This window comes from Dietzia sp. DQ11-71 (assembly GCF_014144995.1).
In the GTDB taxonomy this organism is placed as follows: domain Bacteria; phylum Actinomycetota; class Actinomycetes; order Mycobacteriales; family Mycobacteriaceae; genus Dietzia; species Dietzia kunjamensis.
Genome location: NZ_JAALDT010000159.1, coordinates 1 through 21,568, shown reverse-complemented (window position 1 = coordinate 21,568; position 21,568 = coordinate 1). Strand labels below are relative to the sequence as shown.

24 protein-coding genes are annotated in these 21,568 nt (G+C 69.9%); 11 read left to right on the top strand and 13 right to left on the bottom strand.

Going from position 1 to position 21,568, the window contains the following annotated elements; translation table 11 throughout:
- Nucleotides 1-34: 34 nt before the first annotated feature.
- The 3 genes from dtd to G6023_RS06605 are packed head-to-tail and all read right to left on the bottom strand — an operon-like array spanning nt 35 to nt 2,501.
- The gene (gene dtd / locus G6023_RS06615; RefSeq protein ID WP_067715834.1) at nt 35-472 is read right to left on the bottom strand and encodes a D-aminoacyl-tRNA deacylase; all 438 of its coding nucleotides are present in this window, start codon (nt 470-472) and stop codon (nt 35-37) included.
- Nucleotides 469-2,064: a DUF7782 domain-containing protein gene (locus G6023_RS06610; RefSeq protein ID WP_182634574.1), complete on the bottom strand. Its 1,596-nt coding sequence runs from the start codon at nt 2,062-2,064 to the stop codon at nt 469-471. The genes dtd and G6023_RS06610 overlap by 4 nt, the downstream gene beginning before the upstream one ends.
- Complete coding sequence (locus tag G6023_RS06605) at nt 2,061-2,501, bottom strand: DUF3099 domain-containing protein (protein ID WP_132063283.1); 441 nt, start codon at nt 2,499-2,501, stop codon at nt 2,061-2,063. The genes G6023_RS06610 and G6023_RS06605 overlap by 4 nt, the downstream gene beginning before the upstream one ends.
- Nucleotides 2,502-2,568: 67 nt before the next feature.
- On the opposite strand from G6023_RS06605, the gene G6023_RS06600 reads away from it, so the two are divergent.
- Nucleotides 2,569-2,805: a DUF3039 domain-containing protein gene (locus G6023_RS06600; protein ID WP_182634586.1), complete on the top strand. Its 237-nt coding sequence runs from the start codon at nt 2,569-2,571 to the stop codon at nt 2,803-2,805.
- Nucleotides 2,798-4,636 (top strand): DEAD/DEAH box helicase, encoded by a 1,839-nt coding sequence (locus G6023_RS06595; protein WP_067715840.1) that lies wholly within the window; start codon nt 2,798-2,800, stop codon nt 4,634-4,636. The genes G6023_RS06600 and G6023_RS06595 overlap by 8 nt, the downstream gene beginning before the upstream one ends.
- Before the next feature lie 216 nt (nt 4,637-4,852).
- Here the strand turns inward: G6023_RS06595 and G6023_RS06590 are convergent, their stop codons facing one another.
- Together G6023_RS06590 and ppgK are read right to left on the bottom strand one after the other, a co-directional pair.
- Nucleotides 4,853-6,229, bottom strand: a complete 1,377-nt coding sequence (locus G6023_RS06590) for an RNA polymerase sigma factor (RefSeq protein WP_132063284.1) — start codon at nt 6,227-6,229, stop codon at nt 4,853-4,855.
- Between the two features lie 178 nt (nt 6,230-6,407).
- Nucleotides 6,408-7,262, bottom strand: coding sequence for a polyphosphate--glucose phosphotransferase (gene ppgK, locus G6023_RS06585; protein WP_120283139.1), 855 nt, complete (start codon nt 7,260-7,262; stop codon nt 6,408-6,410).
- A 226-nt stretch (nt 7,263-7,488) separates the two neighbouring features.
- Between ppgK and G6023_RS06580 the strand changes: the two genes are divergently transcribed.
- Nucleotides 7,489-8,364 carry an inositol monophosphatase family protein gene (locus G6023_RS06580; protein ID WP_182634584.1) on the top strand — a complete coding sequence of 292 codons (876 nt, stop codon included), beginning with the start codon at nt 7,489-7,491 and terminating at the stop codon, nt 8,362-8,364.
- Here G6023_RS06580 and cei read toward each other — a convergent pair.
- Nucleotides 8,354-8,992, bottom strand: a complete 639-nt coding sequence (gene cei, locus G6023_RS06575) for an envelope integrity protein Cei (protein ID WP_067715848.1) — start codon at nt 8,990-8,992, stop codon at nt 8,354-8,356. The two genes, G6023_RS06580 and cei, sit on opposite strands and share 11 nt — an antisense overlap.
- A gap of 203 nt (nt 8,993-9,195) precedes the next feature.
- Between cei and G6023_RS06570 the strand changes: the two genes are divergently transcribed.
- On the top strand, nt 9,196-9,498 hold the full coding sequence (locus G6023_RS06570) for a DUF4193 domain-containing protein (RefSeq protein WP_067715850.1): 303 nt from the start codon (nt 9,196-9,198) through the stop codon (nt 9,496-9,498).
- Nucleotides 9,499-9,526: 28 nt separating this feature from the next.
- Here the strand turns inward: G6023_RS06570 and G6023_RS06565 are convergent, their stop codons facing one another.
- Nucleotides 9,527-10,033, bottom strand: a complete 507-nt coding sequence (locus G6023_RS06565; protein WP_120283141.1) for a DUF3093 domain-containing protein — start codon at nt 10,031-10,033, stop codon at nt 9,527-9,529.
- A 53-nt stretch (nt 10,034-10,086) separates the two neighbouring features.
- On the opposite strand from G6023_RS06565, the gene dut reads away from it, so the two are divergent.
- The 4 genes from dut to G6023_RS06545 all read left to right on the top strand — a co-directional run bounded on the left by dut (nt 10,087) and on the right by G6023_RS06545 (nt 12,700).
- Nucleotides 10,087-10,566: a dUTP diphosphatase gene (dut, locus tag G6023_RS06560; RefSeq protein ID WP_120283143.1), complete on the top strand. Its 480-nt coding sequence runs from the start codon at nt 10,087-10,089 to the stop codon at nt 10,564-10,566.
- 80 nt (nt 10,567-10,646) lie between these two features.
- Nucleotides 10,647-11,546, top strand: a complete 900-nt coding sequence (locus G6023_RS06555; protein ID WP_132063286.1) for a DUF3710 domain-containing protein — start codon at nt 10,647-10,649, stop codon at nt 11,544-11,546.
- 169 nt (nt 11,547-11,715) lie between these two features.
- Nucleotides 11,716-11,985, top strand: a complete 270-nt coding sequence (locus G6023_RS06550) for a single stranded DNA-binding domain-containing protein (RefSeq protein ID WP_227022268.1) — start codon at nt 11,716-11,718, stop codon at nt 11,983-11,985.
- A 79-nt stretch (nt 11,986-12,064) separates the two neighbouring features.
- The gene (locus G6023_RS06545; RefSeq protein WP_069388906.1) at nt 12,065-12,700 is read left to right on the top strand and encodes a DUF3159 domain-containing protein; all 636 of its coding nucleotides are present in this window, start codon (nt 12,065-12,067) and stop codon (nt 12,698-12,700) included.
- 94 nt (nt 12,701-12,794) lie between these two features.
- On the opposite strand, the gene G6023_RS06540 is transcribed toward G6023_RS06545, so the two are convergent.
- From G6023_RS06540 to G6023_RS06530, 3 genes are all read right to left on the bottom strand, one after another.
- Nucleotides 12,795-13,754, bottom strand: a complete 960-nt coding sequence (locus G6023_RS06540) for a DUF2189 domain-containing protein (protein ID WP_182634573.1) — start codon at nt 13,752-13,754, stop codon at nt 12,795-12,797.
- 176 nt (nt 13,755-13,930) lie between these two features.
- Nucleotides 13,931-14,455 (bottom strand): alkylhydroperoxidase, AhpD family, encoded by a 525-nt coding sequence (gene ahpD, locus G6023_RS06535; RefSeq protein WP_067717410.1) that lies wholly within the window; start codon nt 14,453-14,455, stop codon nt 13,931-13,933.
- Nucleotides 14,452-15,048, bottom strand: a complete 597-nt coding sequence (locus tag G6023_RS06530) for a peroxiredoxin (RefSeq protein ID WP_067717408.1) — start codon at nt 15,046-15,048, stop codon at nt 14,452-14,454. The genes ahpD and G6023_RS06530 overlap by 4 nt, the downstream gene beginning before the upstream one ends.
- A 152-nt stretch (nt 15,049-15,200) precedes the next feature.
- Here G6023_RS06530 and G6023_RS06525 point away from each other — a divergent pair, with 152 nt between their 5' ends.
- On the top strand, nt 15,201-16,136 hold the full coding sequence (locus tag G6023_RS06525; protein ID WP_067717406.1) for a hydrogen peroxide-inducible genes activator: 936 nt from the start codon (nt 15,201-15,203) through the stop codon (nt 16,134-16,136).
- 20 nt (nt 16,137-16,156) lie between these two features.
- On the opposite strand, the gene G6023_RS06520 is transcribed toward G6023_RS06525, so the two are convergent.
- From G6023_RS06520 to gndA, 3 genes are all read right to left on the bottom strand, one after another.
- Nucleotides 16,157-17,104 (bottom strand): hypothetical protein, encoded by a 948-nt coding sequence (locus G6023_RS06520; RefSeq protein ID WP_182634571.1) that lies wholly within the window; start codon nt 17,102-17,104, stop codon nt 16,157-16,159.
- Complete coding sequence (locus G6023_RS06515) at nt 17,101-18,357, bottom strand: DEAD/DEAH box helicase (RefSeq protein WP_347570730.1); 1,257 nt, start codon at nt 18,355-18,357, stop codon at nt 17,101-17,103. The genes G6023_RS06520 and G6023_RS06515 overlap by 4 nt, the downstream gene beginning before the upstream one ends.
- Before the next feature lie 71 nt (nt 18,358-18,428).
- Nucleotides 18,429-19,901, bottom strand: coding sequence for an NADP-dependent phosphogluconate dehydrogenase (gene gndA, locus G6023_RS06510; RefSeq protein WP_120283155.1), 1,473 nt, complete (start codon nt 19,899-19,901; stop codon nt 18,429-18,431).
- Nucleotides 19,902-20,198: 297 nt separating this feature from the next.
- On the opposite strand from gndA, the gene G6023_RS06505 reads away from it, so the two are divergent.
- Complete coding sequence (locus G6023_RS06505) at nt 20,199-20,963, top strand: hypothetical protein (RefSeq protein ID WP_119191655.1); 765 nt, start codon at nt 20,199-20,201, stop codon at nt 20,961-20,963.
- A gap of 107 nt (nt 20,964-21,070) precedes the next feature.
- Complete coding sequence (locus G6023_RS06500; RefSeq protein WP_096905514.1) at nt 21,071-21,487, top strand: PaaI family thioesterase; 417 nt, start codon at nt 21,071-21,073, stop codon at nt 21,485-21,487.
- Nucleotides 21,488-21,568: the final 81 nt, after the last annotated feature.

Below are 21,568 nucleotides of genomic sequence, written 5' to 3'. Positions count from 1 at the left end.
ATGATGTCGGTCACGATCCGTCGAGGAAACCCGCTCAGCCCGAGCCGGGGGTCTCCACCAGCAGCGTGAACGGGCCGTCGTTGACCGAATGGACCTGCATCATCGCGCCGAAGACTCCCGTGGCCACCTCGAGGCCGCGTTCGCGCAGACCGTGGACCACGGCGTCCACCACGGGTTCGGCCACCTCGCCCCGAGCCGCTCTCGACCACGACGGCCGCCTGCCCTTCGCGGTCGACCCCATGAGCGTGAACTGGCTGACGACCAGGACGGGGGCGCCCACCTCCGCGGCGCTGCGTTCCTCCCGCAGGATCCGCAGGTCCGAGATCTTGCGGACCATCGTGGCGACGTCGGTCTCGTCGTCGTCGTCCGACACCCCCAACAGGACCAGCAGTCCGGGGCGTGACAGGGCCCCGACGACCTCACCGTCCACCGTCACCGACGCCTCGGTGACCCGGGAGACGACGGCCCTCATCCCGCCGCCCCTGCGGCCACGGCCGCGGCGACCCCCGGGGGCAGGAGGCCTGGCATCCCCGCCGGGACGACGAACCCGTGGAGGAACAGGTCGGCGACCACCCGGCGGACGGGGCCGGCGAGGGCGTCGGGATCCTCCCCGGCACCGACCGCGGCGAGCACCACCAGGTCCTCCAACTGCAGCGCGCCCGTCCGCGCCCCACGCAGGACGCTCGCGGTGAGCTGATCGATCTCGTGGCGCCACCGGGCGCCGGTGACCCGCTCCACCACGACGGTGGACGGACCGGGGGAGTCGACCTCGTCCGGCCCGGCGGGGGCGAGGGATTCGGAGAGGTGGAGGTGGACGTCCGGCGACACTGTGAAGACCGTGGCATCGAGGGCGCGCTCCTGTCCGCCGTGTTGCTCCGCGGCCTCCCGCAGCCACGCCGTGCGCGCGAAGTAGGCCTCCGCCTCGTCACCGAGGCCGTCGCCGAACGGGTGCGTGAGGTCCTCGCACAGGACGGACGACGGCCCGTCGATCCGCCGGAGGTAGACGTAGCCGAACCCGATCCCGGCCACACCTTCCTCGGCGAAGTGGTCCAACCAGGCGTCCGCGGCCCGCGTGGTGGCCTCGTCGCGTGGGTCCATGCCCTCGTCGGTGAGCCAGGTCCACACGTAGAGGCCGGGGTCGGAGACGTCCCGCCGCACGATCCATGCGTCGACGCCCTCGGCCGGCACCCACGACGACACGTGGGCCCGCCAGTCCGAGTCCTCCCGCTCCACCCAGGACGCCAGCAAAACCGCGGTGCCACCGTCGGCCAGATGCTGCGGCGCGCCCGACACGATCGTCCGACTGGCACCGTCGAGCTTCAGGCCGGACTCGCGGTAGGAGTGCCCGGTCTCGGGCGGGCCCACCACGAACGGGGGATTGGCGACGATACGGTCGAACCGGCGCCCCGCCACGGGCTCGAACCACGGACCGTGCAGGAGCTCCGCACGCTGGCCGTTGATCGCCAGGGTGGCGGCCGCCAACTCGAGGCACCGAGGGGTGATATCGGTCCCGGTGACGGTTCGGGCGGACCCCGACGCGTGGACCATCTGGATCCCACACCCGGTGCCGAGATCCAGGACCGACCCGGTGGTGGACGAGGGCGTGACACGCAGCAGCGAGAGCGTCGCCTGCCCGACCCCCAGGACGTGGTCCGGCCGGGTCGTGGTGTGGACCATCGACCCGTCGACGTCCGCGAACACCCAGCGGGTCCCGTGCCCGGTGTCGACCGGACGCAGGTCGATCTCCGCACGCAGGGAGGCACCGTCGTCGATCGCGGTCCACAATCCGGCAGCGACGCCGTCTCGCACGTCGACCCCGGGCAGGGTCGCGGCGACCTCGGAGCGGGGGAGCGGATCGCCCAGGACGAACAGCCGCACCAGGGTCCCGACCCCCCTCGCGTCACGCGCGTGACGGCGGACCGTCGCGGCATCCGATCTGTCCAGGGCCGAGACCGCCTCGGGCCCCAGCGCGCGCTCCAGTCCCTCCACCGTGTAGTCGTGCCGCCGGAACGCCTCGGCCAGCGCGGGCGCGAGTTCGGCGAGGGTCGGGTTCGGGCTGCTCACGTGTCGAGGTCGCTCTCGTCGGCGGACGGGGTGGGATCGGGTGCGGCGTCGGGGGCGCTCGTGTCCCGGGGCGGTGAGTCCGTCCCGGTGAGCCCGGGTGGCAGCGCATACGGGATGTTCGACGACAGGCGACCCGCCGTGTAGGTGCGGGCCTGTCCCTTGGGCAGGGGAGGCCGGTCATTGGCCCCGATGACGGCGATCCACGGGATCGGGATGGACCCCGCCACGATCGCCAGGGCGATCCACGGGTTGTTCCAGAGGGCCAGCGACCCCGCCGCCAGGAAGAGCGCGGGGATCCGGATACTCATCAGCAGGAAGTAGCGCTTCTTCCGGGCCGCCAGCTCGTCGTGGTACGACTCGCGCGCGCCCGTGATGAGAACGGGCCTCGAGGTGTCGTCCCGTTCCCCGGATCGCTGACGGCGGAAGTCGGGTGCCATGGGGCCCAAGGTACTCCGGCGTTGGCGCCGCGACGCCCGGGTGCGGCATCATGAGGGGGTGAGTACCATCCGGACGAAGACACTCGAGCGTCCCGAGGTCACGACGACCGAGGAGACGCAGGACGACGCACCCAAGTTCTTCCACTATGTGGACAAGAGCAAGATCGCCGAGAGCGCGGTCATGGGTTCCTACGTGATCGCCCTGTGCGGTGAGGTCTTCCCGGTCACCCGATCCGCGAAGCCCGGATCGCCGGTGTGCCCGGAGTGCAAGCGCGTCTACGAGACCCTGAAGCCTGGTGAGTGATCCCGGCGCGGTCCCGGGCCCAGACGAACAGACCGCAGAACACTCCACCCCGCCGGCCGGGGGTGCGTCGCTGCGCGCCTGGCAGCGCACCGCGCTGCGCAAGTACCTCATGGCGCGGCCGAAGGACTTCCTCGCCGTGGCGACCCCGGGCGCCGGCAAGACGACGTTCGGCCTGAGAGTCGCCTCCGAACTGCTCGCCGACCGCACGGTCGACGCGATCACCGTGGTGGCCCCCACCGAACACCTCAAGTACCAGTGGGCCGCCTCGGCCGCGCGCGCCGGCATCGCTCTCGACCCCGAGTACTCCAACACCTCGGGCGCGCTCGCCCCGGAATACCACGGCGTGGTGGTGACATACGCCCAGGTGGCCGCGCACCCGTTCAAGCACCGGGAACGCACCGCGTCCAGGCGCACCCTGGTGATCCTCGACGAGATCCACCACGGTGGTGACGCCAAGAGCTGGGGCGACGCGATCCGCGAGGCGTTCGAGGACGCGGAACGCCGCTTGTCGTTGACCGGCACCCCGTTCCGGTCCGACGACAGTCCCATCCCGTTCGTCACCTACGAGCCCGACGGGCAGGGACACCAGCGCTCCAAGGCCGACCATTCCTACGGCTACGCCGATGCTCTGGCCGACGGCGTCGTCCGCCCCGTGGTGTTCCTCGCCTACTCGGGCGAGGCCCGGTGGCGCAGCAACGCCGGCGAGGAGTTCTCGGCCCGCCTCGGCGAGCCGCTGAGTGCCGACCAGACGTCCCGTGCCTGGCGCGTCGCCCTCGACCCCCACGGTGACTGGATGCCCGCCGTGCTCCAGGCGGCGCACACCCGGCTCCGGCAGATCCGCGCCGGCGGAGTGCCCGACGCCGGCGGTCTGGTGATCGCCACCGACCAGGAGCGCGCCCGCGAGTACGCGGCGCTCCTGACGGAGATCACCGGTACCCCGCCGACCGTCGTCCTCTCCGACGACCCGACCGCCTCGAGTCGGATCGGTACCTTCTCCGACTCCACCGACGAGTGGATGGTCGCGGTCCGGATGGTCTCCGAGGGCGTCGACGTGCCACGACTGAGCGTCGGCGTGTACGCCACCAGTGCCTCGACACCCCTGTACTTCGCGCAGGCGATCGGGCGGTTCGTCCGGTCCCGTCGGCCCGGGGAGACCGCGTCGGTGTTCCTCCCGTCCGTACCCGTGCTGCTGCAACTGGCTTCGCAGATGGAGGCGCAGCGCGACCACGTCCTGGGCAAGCCCCACCGGGAGGAGGGGCTGGAGGACCAGCTGCTCGCCCAGGCGAACCAGCAGCAGGACGAGAACACCGAGGACGACGAGGACCGCGGTTACATCTCCCTCGGCGCCGACGCAGAGCTCGACCAGATCGTGTACGAGGGCTCGTCCTACGGCACGGCCACATTCGCCGGCAGCGAGGAGGAGGCCGACTACATCGGGCTCCCCGGGCTGTTGGGCGCCGACGATGTCAAAGCCCTGCTGCGGCAGCGCGAGAAGGAACAGATCAAGCGCACGTCCGCCCAGTCCGCCTCCGGGGCGGGGTCGGTCGCGGTCGTGGGAGCGGACCCGGCGGTATCAGGAGCGACGATCCCCGGCAACGCCGCCGGCCCGGGCGCACATGCCGGCGCCGCCGCCGAGCGGGTCGCCTCCGCCGCCGAGCTCAAGGACCTGCGGCGTCAGCTCAACACCCTCGTGTCGGTGTACTCGGGTCGCCTGGGCAAGTCGCACGGGGCGATCCACACGCAGCTCCGCAATGCGTGCGGCGGCCCGCCCGTGCCGATGGCCTCCGCCGAGCAGATCCGCGAGAGGATCACCCTCCTGCGGAGCTGGTGACCGGCGGCGTGGGGTAGGCCCCGAGCGCAGGATACGCAGGAGAACGCCCCGGCCGCACTGGCCGGGGCGTTCTTGTCGGACGGGAGCTCAGGTGCCGTTCGTCGTCTCTCCCAGGCTGATGCCGGAGATCGTATGCCCCCGTCCCTCCCGGGTGTCCCGGACACGCCGCGGCCCCGTCGGGCGAGCACAACGGGGCCGGAGAATGCGTGAAAGGGCTCAGTCCAGGTAGTCGCGCAGCACCTGGGACCGCGACGGGTGGCGCAGCTTCGACATCGTCTTGGACTCGATCTGCCGGATCCGCTCGCGCGTGACCCCGTAGACCTGCCCGATCTCGTCGAGGGTGCGCGGCAGCCCGTCGGTGAGGCCGAAGCGCAGCCGCACCACGCCCGCCTCACGCTCGGACAGCGTGTCGAGGACGGAACGGAGCTGGTCCTGCAGGAGCGTGAAGCTCACGGCGTCCACGGCCACCACGGCCTCGGAGTCCTCGATGAAGTCACCGAGCTGCGAGTCGCCCTCGTCGCCGATGGTCTGGTCGAGCGAGATCGGCTCCCGGGCGTACTGCTGGATCTCCAGCACCTTCTCCGGCGTGATGTCCATCTCCTTGGCGAGCTCCTCGGGGGTGGGCTCGCGGCCCAGGTCCTGGAGCAGCTCACGCTGGATACGCCCGAGCTTGTTGATGACCTCGACCATGTGCACCGGGATACGGATGGTGCGGGCCTGGTCGGCCATCGCGCGGGTGATGGCCTGCCGGATCCACCAGGTGGCGTAGGTCGAGAACTTGTAGCCCTTGGTGTAGTCGAACTTCTCGACCGCGCGGATCAGACCGAGGTTGCCCTCCTGGATGAGGTCCAGGAACGCCATGCCGCGGCCGGTGTAGCGCTTGGCCAGCGAGACGACGAGTCGCAGGTTGGCCTCGAGCAGGTGGTTCTTGGCGCGGACGCCGTCGCGCTCGATCCATCGGTAATCACGCTTCTGCGCGGTGGTGAGCTTCTCCCCGCGCTCGGCGACCTGCGCCTGGAACCAGGTGGCGTACAGGCCGGCCTCGATGCGCTTGGCCAGCTCGACCTCCTCCTCGGCGTTGAGGAGGGCGACCTTGCCGATCTGCTTGAGGTACGCGCGTACGGAGTCGGCGGAGGCGGTCAGCTCGGCGTCCTTGCGCGCCTGGCGCAGGGCCTCCGACTCGTCCTCGTCCCAGACGAAATCGCCCGACGCCTTGTCCTTGGCGGTGGGCTCTTCCTTGGTCTCCTCGTCCGCTTCGACGTCCTCGACGTCGACCTCGACGTCCTCCAGCTCGGAGGTGTCCGGCTCGGCCTCGGGAGCATCGGTCGGCTCTTCGTCGACCTGGTCGCCGTCGACGCCCTCGGGCTTCGTCGGGGCGGCGGTCTTCTTGGCCGCCGTCTTCTTGGCCGCGGTCTTCTTGGCGGCCGCCTTCTTCGCCGGGGCCTTCTTGGCGGCGGTCTTCTTGGCCGCCGTCTTCTTCGCGGGCGCCTTGCGCGCGGCGGTCTTCTTGGCGGGGGCCTCGCCAGCGACCTCGCTGTCCAACGGATCGCCGCTCGCCGCGGAATCCGAACTGGTGGTCTTCGTGGCTGCCACAAACGCCCCTTCACAACCGGTTACTTGATGGGAATCGGGGATCGATGCCGCCTTCTGCAGACACTCGAGCCGTCCGCCTTGCGGTACCGGGCCCGTCCCCGGCCGGTACGTGTTCCCGGCGTGGGCCATTGTAACGAGATTCTGGTCGGGGGGTCGCATCCGGCGGGGTTGGTCCGCGTCAGTCCTCGTCGTCTGGTAGTGCCCCGCCGAGGTCGAGAACGCCCGAATGGCCGGCCGCGTACAGCGCTGCGCCGATGATCCCGGCGTCGCCGCGCCGGACCGCGGCCCGCACCGGGGTCCGGTTCTCGAGGAGAGGGAACCACTCGTCGGCGACCTCGCTGACCCCGCCGCCCAGGACGAAGGCGCGGGGCCACAGGAGGTCCTCGATCGAGCGCAGGACGTTGGACACGTGGGGGGCCCATTCGGCGAAGCTCAGGCCGTCGCGGGACCGGACCGCGGCGGAGGCCAGGTGCTCGGCCTCGTCGAATCCGCGTCCGGCGATGTCCTCGACGATCACGTGACCGAACTCGGAGTTCGGCAGCAGTCTCCCGTCGAGCAGGAGGGCGGAGCCGATGCCCGTACCGAAGGTCAGGAGGATCACCAGCCCGTCGATTCCCTCGCCGGCGCCGTAGTGCACCTCGGTGAGGCCGGCGGCGTCGGCATCGTTGAGCATGAGCACGGTGCGGCCGGGGAGATGCCGGTCGAACAGCTCCGCCACGTCGCACCCGATCCACGATTTGTCGATGTTGTGGGCGATCCGCGCCACCCCCTCGTGGATGACGCTGGGCAGGGCGACCCCGACCGGGCCCGTCCAATCGAACTCCTCGGTCATCTCGCGGATGCTCTGCGCGATCGCGTCGGGCGTGGCGGGCTGGGGGGTGCCCCGCACGACTCTGTCCCCGATGAGTTCGCCGCGTGCGAGGTCGACGAGCCCCACTTTGATCCCGGTGCCGCCCACATCGACGCCGAGGCCTGTGGGAGTGCCCGGGGTGCCCGGTGGGAGGTCGGTCGCTGCGGGGGTGGGGACGGACATGTCGGGCTCCTGGGTGGCGGGACGTACACGGGCGCGGCGTGGGTCGTCGGGCGCCCGCGTCGTCGGGGCACGATGGGCGTGGGGCGCCCGCCAGGGTATCCGTCGGTCGCGCCGCCGGGCGGGATCATCGCCGGAGGGGCACCGGGTGACGACAGTGGGTGAGGACGATGTGGGATACGACCATGTGGGATACGACCATGTGGGATACGACGACGAGGAGACGCACATGACGGGGCGGGGGACAGACGCGGCGGTCGGCCGACCGGGCCCGGAGTTCATCGACGACTTGCTGGCCCTCGCGCTGCGGTTCGCCTCTTCCGGCGGTGACGTGGCGCGGCGAATGCTGGCCGAGTTCGACACGTCTGGTCTGGACTCGCGCTCCAAGACCTCGGCCACGGATCCGGTGACCGTCATCGACACCTCGGTGGAGCAGCATCTGCGCGGGGAGATCGAGTCCAGCCGTCCGGGTGACCGGGTGCTGGGCGAGGAGGGCGGCGAGGAGTCCGGTTCGGCCGACGCCCCGGGTGGCCGGGGAGGCGTGCGCTGGATCGTCGACCCGGTCGACGGGACCGTCAACCTGCTCTATGGCATCCCGTTCACGGCGGTCTCGGTGGCCGCGGAGGTGGACGGCGTCGTGGTGGCGGGGGCGGTGCACAACATCGTCACCCGTGAGACGTGGTCGGCAGGCCTCGGCCGCGGGGCGACCCTGCGGGAGGCCGACGGCACGTCGAGGGCGCTGCGGACCTCGGCGTGCGTGGACCTGTCCCTGTCACTGGTCGGTACCGGCTTCTCCTACGACGCCGGGATCCGGGCCGAGCAGGGTCGGGTGGTCGCGGGCCTGCTTCCGCGCGTACGGGACATCCGGAGGTGTGGGTCGGCGGCACTGGATCTGTGCATGGTCGCCGGTGGCCGGCTGGATGCCTACTACGAGCGCGGGTTGAAGCCGTGGGACTACGCTGCCGGGGCCCTCGTCGCGGGCGAAGCCGGTGCGATGGTAACCGTGTCGGACGACCCCGCGGTGCCGACGACCGCTGCATCGCCCGGCGTGGCGGAGGACTTCCTCGGTGCGCTCGACCACCTGTCGGCCGGGGTCAACAGCTGACCATGCGGGCCGCGTCGAGTTCGGCGGAGATGGGCTGACGCCCGACCTCGAGTTCGTCGAGTGCCCCCACCGCCTCCGTCGAGTCGGACAACCGCGAGAAGATCGTGCCCAGTGCGAGGTCGACCGTGTCGTCCTCACGGCCGTCCCTCACCAGTTGCATGCACGGCGCCGCGAGCGAGAGTGACCGCGCGGCCGCCTGCCCCGCGTCGCCGTAGCGGATCTGTCCGTGGCACTCGAGGGCCTGCCCGTAGATCGGGTCGTTGCCGATGGCGTTCGAGCCGGCGGGCTGGAATCCGCGTTCGGCGAGTTGAGCGGCCACGGCTCCGGCCTGGCCGCTCTGTCCGTTCGCGTTCAGCACGCGGACGCGGGTCTCGTCCAGTAGTGCCGGCTCGACCCCGTCGAGGGCGTCCGCGGGCTGGTCACGGAGGCCCGCGTCCTCGGCCGCGGGGGGTACCGGACACGCCGCGGCCTGTGTGGCGGCGTCATTTCCCCGCAGTGCAGTGGCCCAGACGAGTGCTCCCAGCACCAGCGCCACCACCACGAACAGGACGTAGGCGGAACGCAGACGGTGTATCCCCCGGGTGGGGGTCGGACTCGGTGTCGCCTGGGTGCTGAGGTGGACGACCATGAGGGCCTTTCCTGCAGGTGGACGGAGTGAGAGCCCCTCCGGGCCCTGACCCATCACTGTAAACGCCCGGCGCCTGTCGGCCCGGTCGCCGCACTGGCGGATGCCGCGGATGAAAATGGCGGGTAATTCCGTTACTATGCGTGCGCTGGTCAGTCCGTGACCGGCCCGCGCGCCCCCCACTCAGACCCGCAGAAATGAGACTCATGGCAACCGACTACGACGCCCCCCGCCGGACCGAGGCAGACGAGCTCACCGGTGATTCGCTGGAGGAGCTGAAGGCCCGGCGTGCAGAGGGAGCGACCGGCGAGGTCGACGTGGACGAGACGGACACCGCCGAGTCCTACGAACTGCCCGGCGCCGACCTGTCCGGTGAAGAGCTCACGGTGCGGGTCGTGCCGGAGCAGGACAACGAGTTCACCTGTGGCGAGTGCTTCCTGGTCCATCACCGCAGCCGATTCGCGGAGGAGCGGGACGGCATGCCGATCTGTGTGGACTGCGCAGGCTGAACCGTCACCGCGCGGCGGGCGGGACCGATCAGCTGTAGTGGTTGTCCGGTAACGCCGCCGCGAGCCCTTCGGGGTCACGCGTGCTGATGAGCCAGTACGGTGTGGGATCCATCGGGTCGTCGAGGACCACGATGACCATCGTGGGAATGTACCCCCGGTGGACGACGAACGCCTCGGGGTCGAGTTGGCGCCCCATCGCGGCCTGCTTGGCGGTGGCAGGCACCACGGCGCTGCGGGCGATGGCGTCGAACGGCAGGCGGGCCTGCCCCGCGTAGAGGGTGCCCCCTCCCTGTCCATCGGACTCGACCTCGATCTTCACGCGTCCGACCGAGATGAACAGCCAGGCGAGCAGCGCGGGGACGACGACCGCCAGTAGCCACAGCCACCACCTGGCGTCGAGCACGATCGCCTGGGCGACCACCACGAAGGTGACCACGGCGAGTACGGCCCACCACCATGCCGGGACCCGGAGGGTTTCGGAGTGGACCGGACGCGGAGTGCGATCGGGGGGCGGGCGGAGATCTTCTTCGGTCACGACATCAAGACTATCGAGCAACCGGGCCGGGCCCGGCAGGAGGGCGAGAGGCCATGAGCGATCCGGACGACGAGAACGGCACCGGCGGGGTGCTACGGGTACGCCGTCTGGACCGTGGGCTTCCCCTTCCGGTCCGGGCACACGCCACGGATGCGGGAATCGATCTGCACGCCGCGCACGACTGTGAGCTGGCGCCGGGGCACCGGGCCCTGGTGGGCACGGGGGTGGCGGTGGCGGTCCCCGCGGGCTACGTGGGCCTGGTCCATCCGCGGTCCGGCCTCGCGGCACGGGCGGGTCTGTCGATCGTCAACGCCCCGGGGACGGTCGACGCCGGCTACCGGGGGGAGATCAAGGTCAACCTCGTCAACCTGGACCCCACGGAGCCGGTCCGTATCGGACGTGGTGACCGCATCGCCCAGTTCCTGGTCCAGCGCGTCGAACTGTGGGATGTGGTGGAGGTCGACGAGCTCGGCGAGACCGACCGGGGTGAGGGCGGACACGGGTCGACGGGCGGGCACCACCGCCTGACCTGACCGGCGTCCACCTCGTTGGGTAGCGTCGACCCGAGACGGTCCCGTTCGGGGCCGGGTCGCACGGGGAGAGGATTTCCACCATGTTCGGACGAAAGAAGCCGGTGACCGGGGCCCGCGACGCCACCACGGCCACCGAGCAGGAGTCGCAGCCCCCCTCCACGACGGGGCCTCATGACCGCTCGTCCGTCGGTGACGTGCCCGGGTACTACACCTCGCTCGGCTACGGCCACATCGATCTCGGTTCGCTGGTCATCGGAGTTCCCAAGGGACGTGACCTGAACGTCGCACTGGACCCCAACGGTCAGCCCGAGTTCCATGTGGTCACCCAGGTCTCGAGGGTCATCCCACGCGCGTTCGCCGCGCCCAAGTCCGCGGGTCAGTGGCGGACGATGGTGACGGGAATGCGCGAGCAGCTCGAGCAACAGGGTGCGGACGTCTCCGTCGAGGACGGGCCGTGGGGGCGTGAACTGGTGGCGGTGATGCCGGGAGCCGTTTTCCGCGCGATCGGGGTCGACGGCCACCGTTGGACCGCCGAGGTGCGGATCATGGCCACCCCCGAGCTGGCGGACCAGGCTGCGGAGGAGGGCCGCGAGGTCTTCCAGCACCTGCTCATCCATCGCGGGGACGGCCCCATGCCGGTTCGTGAGCAGCTACCGCTCACCATTCCGGACGAGATCCAACAAGCACTGACGCAGGCGCAGTCCCAGCTGGCCGCGCAGCAGCAGGCACAGGCGTACCAGCAGCAGATGGCGGCAGGCCAGACCGGCCAGCCCGGCAGTGCCGGCCAGACGCGCCAGCCAGGCCCTGCCGGCCAGACTCAGGCCCAGTCGCCGGCATCGCAGGAGGCTCGGGCATCCCGGAACCCCCAGGCGCAGCCTGCCGCTCCCGCGGCGTCGCCCGCGCCGGACAGTGCCCCCAGGGCGCCGCGGAGAGACGGTAGCGCGATGGACAGGCTCCGTGACGGGGACGACGACCTGTGAGGTTTCCCGACCAGCGAGCGGGGGGGTGACCGTGCCGTTCCCCCGAACGCTCCGGGCATTGACCGCCCGGCTCACCGATCCGGTGGAAATGCTCGACGCGGCTGACCTCGCCGGCCGGGTGCACCGTACCGGATGCTCGCATGTCGCGACTGTGTCGCGTGGGGATCACGTGACCCTGACGGGGCGTGTCCGCACCGTCCTGACGTGTGGGGGAGAGGACTTCCTCGGTCTCACCGCCGAGGTCTTCGACGGCACGGGCGCGGTCGAGGTGTGTTGGCTCGGGCGACGCACCGTTCCGGGCATCGACACCGGCCGGTGCCTCCGTGTCACCGGACGGGTCGGCGTCCGGCACGGACACAAGATCATGTTCAACCCGCGTTATGAGCTACTGGACGAGCAGCCCCGCACCGCCGTGGAGGAGTCGCGTGACCGAGTCTGAACGGGCGACCCCGCAGAAGACCGGTGCGACGCGCCGGAAATCGTCCTTCGGGGACCCCGACGCGTCCCTGATCGATCAGATGGGCGGGATCCGGGGGCTGGTGTACTCGTCGATCCCGATTCTCACGTTCGTCCCCCTCAACGGGATCTGGGGGCTGACCGCCGCGATCTGGGGTGCGCTGGGCGTCGCCGTGGCGATGTTGGCGTGGTCGCTGGGGCGTCGCGAGAACCCGCAGCCCGCGATCTCGGGTTTCATCGGTGTCGCCATCTGCGTCTTCATCGCCTGGCGGACCGGCGACGCCAAGGGTTATTTCCTCTACGGGATCATCACCCAGGCCGTGTACGGCGCGGCGTTCGCGATCTCCGCGCTCGTCCGCTGGCCTCTGGTCGGAGTGATCTGGGGATTCCTCGACGGCAGGGGGATGGCCTGGCGCCGGATTCCGGCGGCCCGGCGGTGGTATACGGTCGCGACGTCGTTCTGGGCCGGACTGTTCGCCATCCGAGCCGTCCTGCAATACGCGCTGTACCTCAATGACGAGGTCACCTGGCTCGGTGCCGCGCGCATCGGCATGGGATGGCCGTTGGCACTCGTGGCCTTCCTGGGAACCGTCTGGGCGGTCCGACGGGCCTCGACGCACGAGAAGGAGATGCTGCACGAGGCTGACGCTGACGCCGGGGCCCCGGCGTCACCCGAGGACGAGACCGGCGGCGCCTGACGCTCCGCTCCGCGGGACGGGACAGCCCCGGCGACCGGATGGTCGTCGGGGCTGTCCGGTTGCTTCGCGAGCGATGGACGACGTCGGCGGGGGGTCAGACCGCCGCGGTCGCGGCGCGGGAGAAGTCGCTCGGCCCGGTGATCGCCCGGTAGGCGTAGACCGAGGCGAGTGTGGTGACCGGAATCGCCACGAACAGGCCGACGAGCAGTGCCAGCGCGCCCACCACGAGGATGAGGACGTTGAGGAGGGCGAGTGCGAAGAGGTTGCCGGCGTCCGACTTGATCGCGTTGAAGCTCGAGACGATCGCGTCGGTGGCGGTCATGTTGCGGTCGACGACGAAGTACTGCGTCCAGTACAGGAAGAACGCCACGACGAACGCGCCGATGATGAAGCCGATGAGCCCGACGAACGTCGCGATCCCGACGAGGATCGCCGCGACGACGAACCAGCCGAAGTTGTGCAGGTTGAAGAAGTCGCTGATAGCGGGCCTGTGTCCGTCCACCTCGAGCAGGGCGCCGCGCAGGATGAACGCCTGAAACAGCAGTCCGACGACGAAGGAGATGATCTGGGCCGAGAACACCACCCCGAGAGACTCGGAGTTCGCGAGCTGCCCCGCGATACTGCCGACCACCACGCTCGCCAGGGTGATGAGAACCCAGGGCAGCGGGTTGTTCTTGAACAGCTGCCAGCCGGCACTGACCGCGTCGGTCGCGGACACCTTGCCCGTCATGACCGGGCCGCCGCCCGGACCGCTCTGCCCGTACACCCCGCCGTAGGCGGGATCGCCGAAGGACTGGTGGCCATAATTCTGCTGCCCGTAACCCTGCTGCCCGTATCCCTGGCCGGGGTAGGGCTCGTGACCTTGAGCCTGACCGGGGTAGGGCTCCTGGCCGTAACCCTGCCCCGGGTAGGGCTCCTGACCCTGCGTCGGGCCGTAATTCTGGTTCCCGTGGCCCTGTTCCCCGTAACCCCGGCCCCAGTTCGGCTCGCCCGGGCCGGAGTTGGACGGATCGTTCGGGAAGCCGTCCCCTGACGGGGTACCTCCGGTAGTCATGACGTCTCCAGATCGCTAGGTGCGCCGCGAAGGATTTCCCCGGCTCTACATACGAACCTAGTGCCGGGGAGTGCTTTGCGGGAGGGGCAACTCGCCGCGCGCCCGCAACCGGAAGAGACGACAGGGCCCCGCTGACGCGCGGTCAGCGGGGCCCGTGTTCACCGGGGAGGGTGAGGTCAGATGTTTGCGTCGATCTCGACGGCCTGTGCGACGCCGGCGACGGTGCCGGCAATCTTCACCGCCTCCCAGGCCTGCTCCTTGGTGATGCCCTCCTTGCGGATCACGGCATCGTGAGCGGCAGTACAGTTCTCGCAGCCGTTGATCGTGGAGACGGCCATCGACCACAGCTCGAAGTCGGCCTTCTCCACGCCCGGGTTGGCGATGATGTTCATCCGCAGGCCCATGCGGACCTGGGTGTAGTCATCGCCCAGGAACTCCTTGGCGCGGTAGGCCACGTTGTTCATCCCCATGATCGAGGCGGCGCCGAGGGCGGCGTTGAACGCCTCGTCCGACAGGTGCTGGCGGGCCTCGTCCGCGATCTCTGACAGGACGGTCGCCGACTTGGTCGCAGCGGCGGTGGCGAGGAACGTCCCCCAGAGCTGCTGCTGGTTCAGCTCGGTGGATCGCGCGAGCGAACCCAGGTTCAGCTTGAGATCCTTGGCGAACTCGGGGAGTCCGGACTTCAGGTTCTCAATGCTCACTTGATGCCCTCCTGCAGCATGTCCATCTTGTTGATGTTCTTCGTCGGGTCGTTCTTCTGCCAGTTGCAGGCGCAGACCTCGGACGACTGGAGGGCGTCGAGGACGCGGAGAACCTCGTCCACGTTGCGGCCGACAGCGTCCGGGGTGACCGAGACGAACTGGATGACGTTGTCCGGGTCGACGATGAAGGTGGCACGATCGGCGACACCGTCGGCATTCTCCACGCCGAGAGCGCGGATGAGCTCGTGCTTGATGTCCGACAGCAGCGGGAACGGCACGGTCTTGAGCTCATCGTTGGTCGCACGCCAGTTGAAGTGCGCGAACTCGTTGTCGATGGAGCCGCCGAGGATCTGCGTGTCGCGGTCCTGGAAGTCCTCGTCGAGCTTGCCGAACGCGGCGATCTCCGTGGGGCAGACGAAGGTGAAGTCCTTCGGGTAGAAGAAGATCACGCGCCACTTGCCCTCGTAGGACTGGTTGGTGACGGTCTCGAAGTAGTCCTCCGGCTGCTGGGCGTTGACCGCCTGCAGGTCACCGCCCTTGAGCGCAGTGAGTTCGAAATCGGGGAACTGGTCGCCGATGGTGAGAATAGCCATGTGATCCTCCTGAGGATGTGCCTGTGTCGGACGGACGACCCCGACTATGCCCCACTTCCTGTGAGAGGTAAAGTCGATGAGAGGTAGATCACTCATAGGATTGTGCAAATAATCATCGACTTCTGGTTATCGCCGGGCATAGACTCATCGACATGGCCGATCATCGGTTCGTTCCGAGCCTCATGCAGCTCCGGGTGTTCCTCGCGGTGGCGGAGCGACTGCACTTTCGTAGCGCCGCGGAGGACCTCGGCATGAGCCAGCCCTCGCTGTCGCAGGCCCTGGCGACGCTGGAGGACGGGCTCGGTCTCCACCTGGTCGAGCGCAGCACCCGCTCCGTCCTCGTCACCCCCGCGGGGCACCGGCTCCTGCCGTACGCCCGGGCCGCGGTGACCGCGATGGACGCGGTGGCGGACGCGGCGGCGGGAAGCGACGGCCCGTTGTTCGGCTCGCTGCGCATCGGGGTCATCCCGACGGTGGCTCCCTATCTCTTGCCCGGGCTGCTGCCCGCACTGGGGGAGCGGTTCCCGGACCTGCGACCGAGGGTCGTCGAGGATCAGACGGCCAGGCTCCTGGACGGACTCCGGAGCGGCGTGATCGACCTGGCGATCATGGCCGTCCCCACGGACGCTGTGGGGGTGGCCGCCACGCCGCTGTACAGCGAACCCTTCGCGCTCCTCGTGCCCGCGGATCACGAACTCGCAGGCAGAGAGGGGTTGCCATTGGAGATCCTCGTCGACCAACCGCTGCTGATGCTCGACGAGGGGCACTGTCTGCGTGAACAGACGGTGGAACTGTGCCGCCGGGTGTCCGCCCCCGTGTTGGGCAGGGGGGAGTCCCGAGCCGCATCGCTGACCACCGCGGTTCGGTGTGTGGCGGGTGGTCTGGGAGTGACGCTCGTCCCCGAGTCCGCGGTCGGTCCCGAGACCCGGGATCCGGGGATCGCGGTCGCGAGGTTCGCTGATCCCGTCCCGGGCCGCACGATCGGATTGGTACTGCGCAGCGCCACCGCGGGAGCGGAAGCCTACGGCGAGTTCGGCAGAGTCGTCGCCGAGGTGGCCGTAGACCAGTTCGACGCGGCCCCGGTGTGACGAGTCCTCAGCTCACGTCCTCAGGTCACTAGATCGCCCACGGGGGACGCCAGGTCCTCCAGTGTGTCGACGGCGGCGAGGAATCTCGACCTGAGGCCCTGTGTGCGCTCCGTCCACTTCTTCTGGAACGCGACGAACTCGGCCCGACCCTCGCTGGTCTCCACCCGGATCGGTCGGAGCCCCCAGGAGGACAGATCGTAGGGGGAGGACCGCATGTCCACCTCCCGCGCGTCGAATGCCGCCGCGAGGGAGTCCAAGAGTAGTTCCCCCGGTGCTCCCGCCTCCACCGTCGCGGTGTGGGCGTAGATGTCCATTCCGGCGTGGAGACAGGCAGGCTGCTCCAGTCGGAGTTGGTCGTCCCGGGTCAGCGAATCCTGGTTTCGGGGGACGGCGGCATCGGTGAAGAAGCGGAAAGCGTCGAAGTGCGTGCACCGCAGGCGGGAACCTCGGACGACCTCGTCGATCCGCTCGTATGGGAGTCGCAGGGGTACCCGGCCGTGCCGGACGTCCCCCTGTCCGGTCTCGTACAGCATCGCCCATTCGTGCAGACCGAAGCATCCGGTGGCGCCCCGGCGGGACGCGGTGGACGCGATCACGTCACGTGCCCGTGTGATCCTGCCGCCGGCGCGTCGCCACACCGAGGGTGCGTCGACCACGAGCCCCTCCCGGCCGGCCACACTCTCCCGGCGGTAGTGGCGCCAGTCCTGACGTTCGGTCAGGTGGGCGTTCTCCAGTAGGACACCCGGGCCCGGGTGCCACCGTCGGACGGTGGCGACGCTGGTGCGGTAGTAGGTGAAGAGGAAGTCGACGACCGGGTGTTGCTCGCCCCTGCGACGACGCTCCAGGTGGTCGGTGGTGAGACGGTCGACCCTGTCGTGGTGTCGCTGTTCGCGAAGGCGCCAGAGTTCTTCGGGAACGACGACCGGGGCACCGACCCGATGACGGTCCCGTCGACGCGCGGAGGTCACGAGCGCTTCTTCCGTTTGGGGCGGTGAACCCGGGACTGCGTCGGACGTCGGGGTTGCGAGGGGCGGCGGGACCGCTCCGGCGGTGCGGGTGCCCTGCGGGCACGTGGCAGGACGATCTCCGGGCCGAACAGCGCGTCGATGACCCGCTCGGTGTCGGACCGGGAGGTGTCGACGATCTCGACCGTCATACCGGCCGAACGTGCCTGGTCGGCGACCTTGGCGACCTCGAAGGGACGGAGAACCGCGGCGACGACGCCGGCCCGGGCGTCGCCTCGACCGGTTCTCCCGGAGCGGTGGACGAGGTCGTCCATCGAGTGCGGTGGGCCCACGTGCACCACGTGTCCGATGCTGTCGATGTCGAGGCCCCGCCCCGCCAGGTCGGTGCTCACCAGGACCCTCACCGCGCCCGATGCCAGATCGGCGAACGCGGCCGCCCGGCGGGTGGGGGAGGCGGACCCCGCGACCCCGGCAGCGGTGACGCCGGCGTCGGCGATTGCCGAACGCAGGGGCTCCACGGCGTCCCGTCTGGGGACGAAGAACAGGCCACGGGTGCACCGTGCCGCCAGGCGGACCACCAGACGGTCCGGGTCCGGGGTCGAGAGCACCACCAGCCGACGAGGTGCCCCGGCCGCCTCGGAGTCGCCGCGGGTGGGGGCCGACGACGGGAGCGGTGAGTGCTCCACGCGGTGCACCCGGAGTCCCGGGCGTGTGCGTTCCAGAATCGACTCGATGTCGTCGTCGGCCGTGGCGGTGGTCGCCACGAGGCCCGCGCCGACGCAGTCGGCGAGAAGGGCCTCTGTCTGCTCGGCGAAGGACGGACCCAGCAGTTGATCGGCTTCGTCGAGCACCACCAGGTCCACACCGTCCAGGGACAGGGCCGAGGCGCGCACCAGGTCGGCGAGACGCCCGGGGGTCCCGACGGCCACGTCGACCGGAGCTAGGAGCGCGCGCCGGTCCCGTTTGAGGGGTTGTCCCCCGACGAACGAGGCGATCTTCAGCCCGGCGCCCGCGCCCACCGCGGCGAGGACCTCGGCGTTCTGCTCGGCCAGTTCGCGAGTGGGGGCGACGACCAGGGCGCGGGGCCGGCCGGTCAGGCTCGGTGACCCGGCGAGGCGGTGGGCCACCGCGATGGCGAACACCAACGTCTTGCCCGATCCGGTGGGGGCGACGGCCAGGAGGTTCGCGCCCCCGACGGCATCCGCGAGGGCGGCGGCTTGGATCGGGGTGGGCGTCCCCGGAACCAGACCCGACACGGCGTGCCGGATCGGGACCGCGACTCCCAACGCCTCGAGCAGGCGGCCCAGTTCCCCGGGCCGCGGGCCGGTCAGGCCCGCACCTCTGAACGGTCGCCGCTCCAGAGGGTGTGGTAGCTCCCCTCTCGATCGGTGCGCTGGTAGGTGTGCGCGCCGAAGAAGTCACGCTGGCCCTGGATGAGCGCGGCCGGCAGGCGTTCGGTCCGGAGGCCGTCGTAGTAGGCCAGGGCGGCGGAGAACCCGGGTGCGGGGATCCCTGCGGTCACCGCGGTCGTCACGACCCGGCGCCAACTGTCCACGCAGTCGGACAGGGCCTCGGCGAAGTACGGCGCGGCGAGGAGTGAGGGGAGATCGCCGTTCTCGGCGTACGCCTCGCGGATGCGGTCGAGGAATGTGGCACGGATGATGCAACCCCCGCGCCAGATGGTGGCGAGGTCACCGCGTGCCACGTCCCAGCCGTGCTCGGCGTTGGCAGCGGTGATCTGATCGAACCCCTGGGCGTAGGCGATGACCTTGGACGCGTAGAGCGCCTTGCGCACGTCCTCCACGAAATCGGGGCCGATCCCGGCAGGAGTGGATACGGAGCCCGCGGGCAGGGCCCGACCGGCTTCGCGCTGCGGAACCGAGCTCGAGAGGGCTCGCGCGAACACCGCCTCGGCGATACCGGTGACGGGGACGCCCAGGTCGAGAGCGGACTTGACGGTCCAGCGACCGGTGCCCTTCTGTCCGGCCCGATCCACGATCACGTCCACCAGGGGAGCGCCGGTCTCGGCGTCCACCTGGGCGAGGACCTCGGCGGTGATCTCGATGAGGTAGGAGTCGAGTTCGCCTGTGTTCCAGTCACGGAATGTATCGGCCATGGCGGCCGGCTCGATCCCGGCCACGCCCCGGAGGAGATGGTAGGCCTCGCCGATGAGCTGCATGTCCGAGTATTCGATGCCGTTGTGGACCATCTTGACGAAGTGACCCGAGCCGTCCTCGCCGACATGGGTACAGCAGGCGATGCCGTCGACCTTCGCCGAGATGTCCTCGAGCATCGGCCCGACGACCTCATAGCTGGAGGCCGGGCCGCCCGGCATGATGGACGGTCCCTCCAGGGCCCCTTCCTCGCCGCCGGAGATCCCGGCACCGATGAACCGGATTCCGCGCGCGGCCATGGCCTTCTCGCGCCGGATGGTGTCCGTGTACAGGGAGTTGCCACCATCGATGATGATGTCGCCCTCGTCGAAGGCATCGGCGAGCGCGTCGATCACTGCATCGGTCGGTGCGCCGGCCTGGACCATGACCAGTGCCCGACGGGGGGAACGCAGCGCTGCCGCGAACTCCTCGATCGTCTCGGTGCGGACGAAGTCCCCGTCATCGCCGTGCGCGCCGAGCAGTGCGTCGGTCTTCCCCGCGGAGCGGTTGTGGACGGCGACCGTGTACCCGTGCCGGGCGAAGTTGCGGGCGATGTTCGAGCCCATGACGGCGAGACCGGTCACACCGATATCGGCGGTTCCGGCAGTGTCGGAGGTGGGCGTCGCGCCTTCGCGTTCAGTACTCATGGTGTTCAGAGTAGTCGACGCCCCCCGGCCGGTCGGACCTGCGGTGATGGGTACCGACACTCACCGCGTGGCTGAACACCACCTGTGTTCTTGCTGACAGATCAGACGTGCACTGAGTGCACCGTTTGGCCGAACCGGGCGAAATCCCTTGGTTACGGACGGGTGTCTGTTGTAACACTTAATACCGGCCGGATGACCCGGGCCACTGCGGATCGGGGGGTCGGATCGCGGTGCCGGGACGTACTTCGTAGGGACGGACCGGCCGTGTAGAGGAACCGACTAGGGGGAAGACCAGACATGACCGGCTCAACGCTGCCCACGCAGTTGATGGGGACACGCACCGTGTTCGACGACACGGTCGAGGCGCTCGGCGGCTTTCGCGCGGGCTATCCCAAGTTCTACTCGATCGCTGATCTGGGCACGCAGTCGCGACGTCGGTGGGTGCCGCTCGAGCAGGCGGTCGACAGCGGGCGGGTGGAACTCATGTTCCGCAACCACTTCGCGGAGTCCGGCGATATCCGTTTCTCGACCTATCTCGTGGCGGAGGCATTCACCCACGGCGTCCTCGGCAGGGCCGTGGCCAGTTTCGTCACCATCGGCAGGGTGTGGGACACCGGCGCCGAGAACATGGCCGTGCGAACCGACATCGAGGGCGGCCTGGACTGGGCGGGCGTCCGCGACACCACCCTGAGGGTGCTGCCCGACGACCCCGTCGCGGGTTCGCCCGGCACCGTGATCCTGCCCTGCGAGCAGGCATTGGCGCAGTGGCTCGCCTGCCGGTCGCGCGCGACACTGACGACGGTGTTCGAGGGGCTGTCGGCGGTGAGCAACTGCAGTGTGGAGACGCTGTGGTCGATGGCGGGCGAGTGCGTCCTCGGCGCCGCGACGATCGTCCCCACGTTCGCGGAGACCAGTCAGGAGACCGGCTACCGTCGCGGGCAGATGGTCCTGCAGGCTCTCCACGACTCGGGCCTGGCGGTCCGGCGACGGAGCCGGCTCCCACGCACCCCCGGTGCCGGGCCGATCCCCGTGCGGGACCGCGGTTGGCGATCGGTCCGCTGAGCGTCGTAGGCGCGCTGCACGTCGAGGGAGTCGCGACGGGCGCCCGTCCCCGCGGGTAACGTTCCGTCCCGGACGCCCGGGCACGCCGGGCCGGGGAAAGAGGTCGGATGTCCGAGGCGGCTCGTAGCGAATTCATCGACATGATCCGTTCCCATTCCGGGACCGGGTTCGGCGGCGGGATCGGGATGGAATACACCGAGGTGACGCCCGACAAGGTGGTCGTCACGGTGACGGTGGGGCCGCATCTCCACCAGCCCTACGGGATCGTCCATGGCGGTGTGTACTGCGCGATCGCGGAGGAGGTCGCGAGTATCGCCGGCGCGGTGTGGCTCGGTGGCGAGGGCAAGGTGGTCGGTGTCAACAACTCCACCGACTTCCTGCGCGCCGTCACGGAGGGCACCCTCACGGCGACGGGCACGCCCGTCCACCGCGGCCGCTCACAGCAACTCTGGCGGGTCGAGATCGAGGACGACCGGGGGCGCACCGCAGCGGTCGGGCAGGTACGGCTCGCGAATCTCCAGTAAGCGGGCAGGGAAGCGTCTGAGACCGGGAGAACTCCCTGGCAGAGAGAAAGACGCGCCCGGCGGGTGGATCCCGCCGGGCGC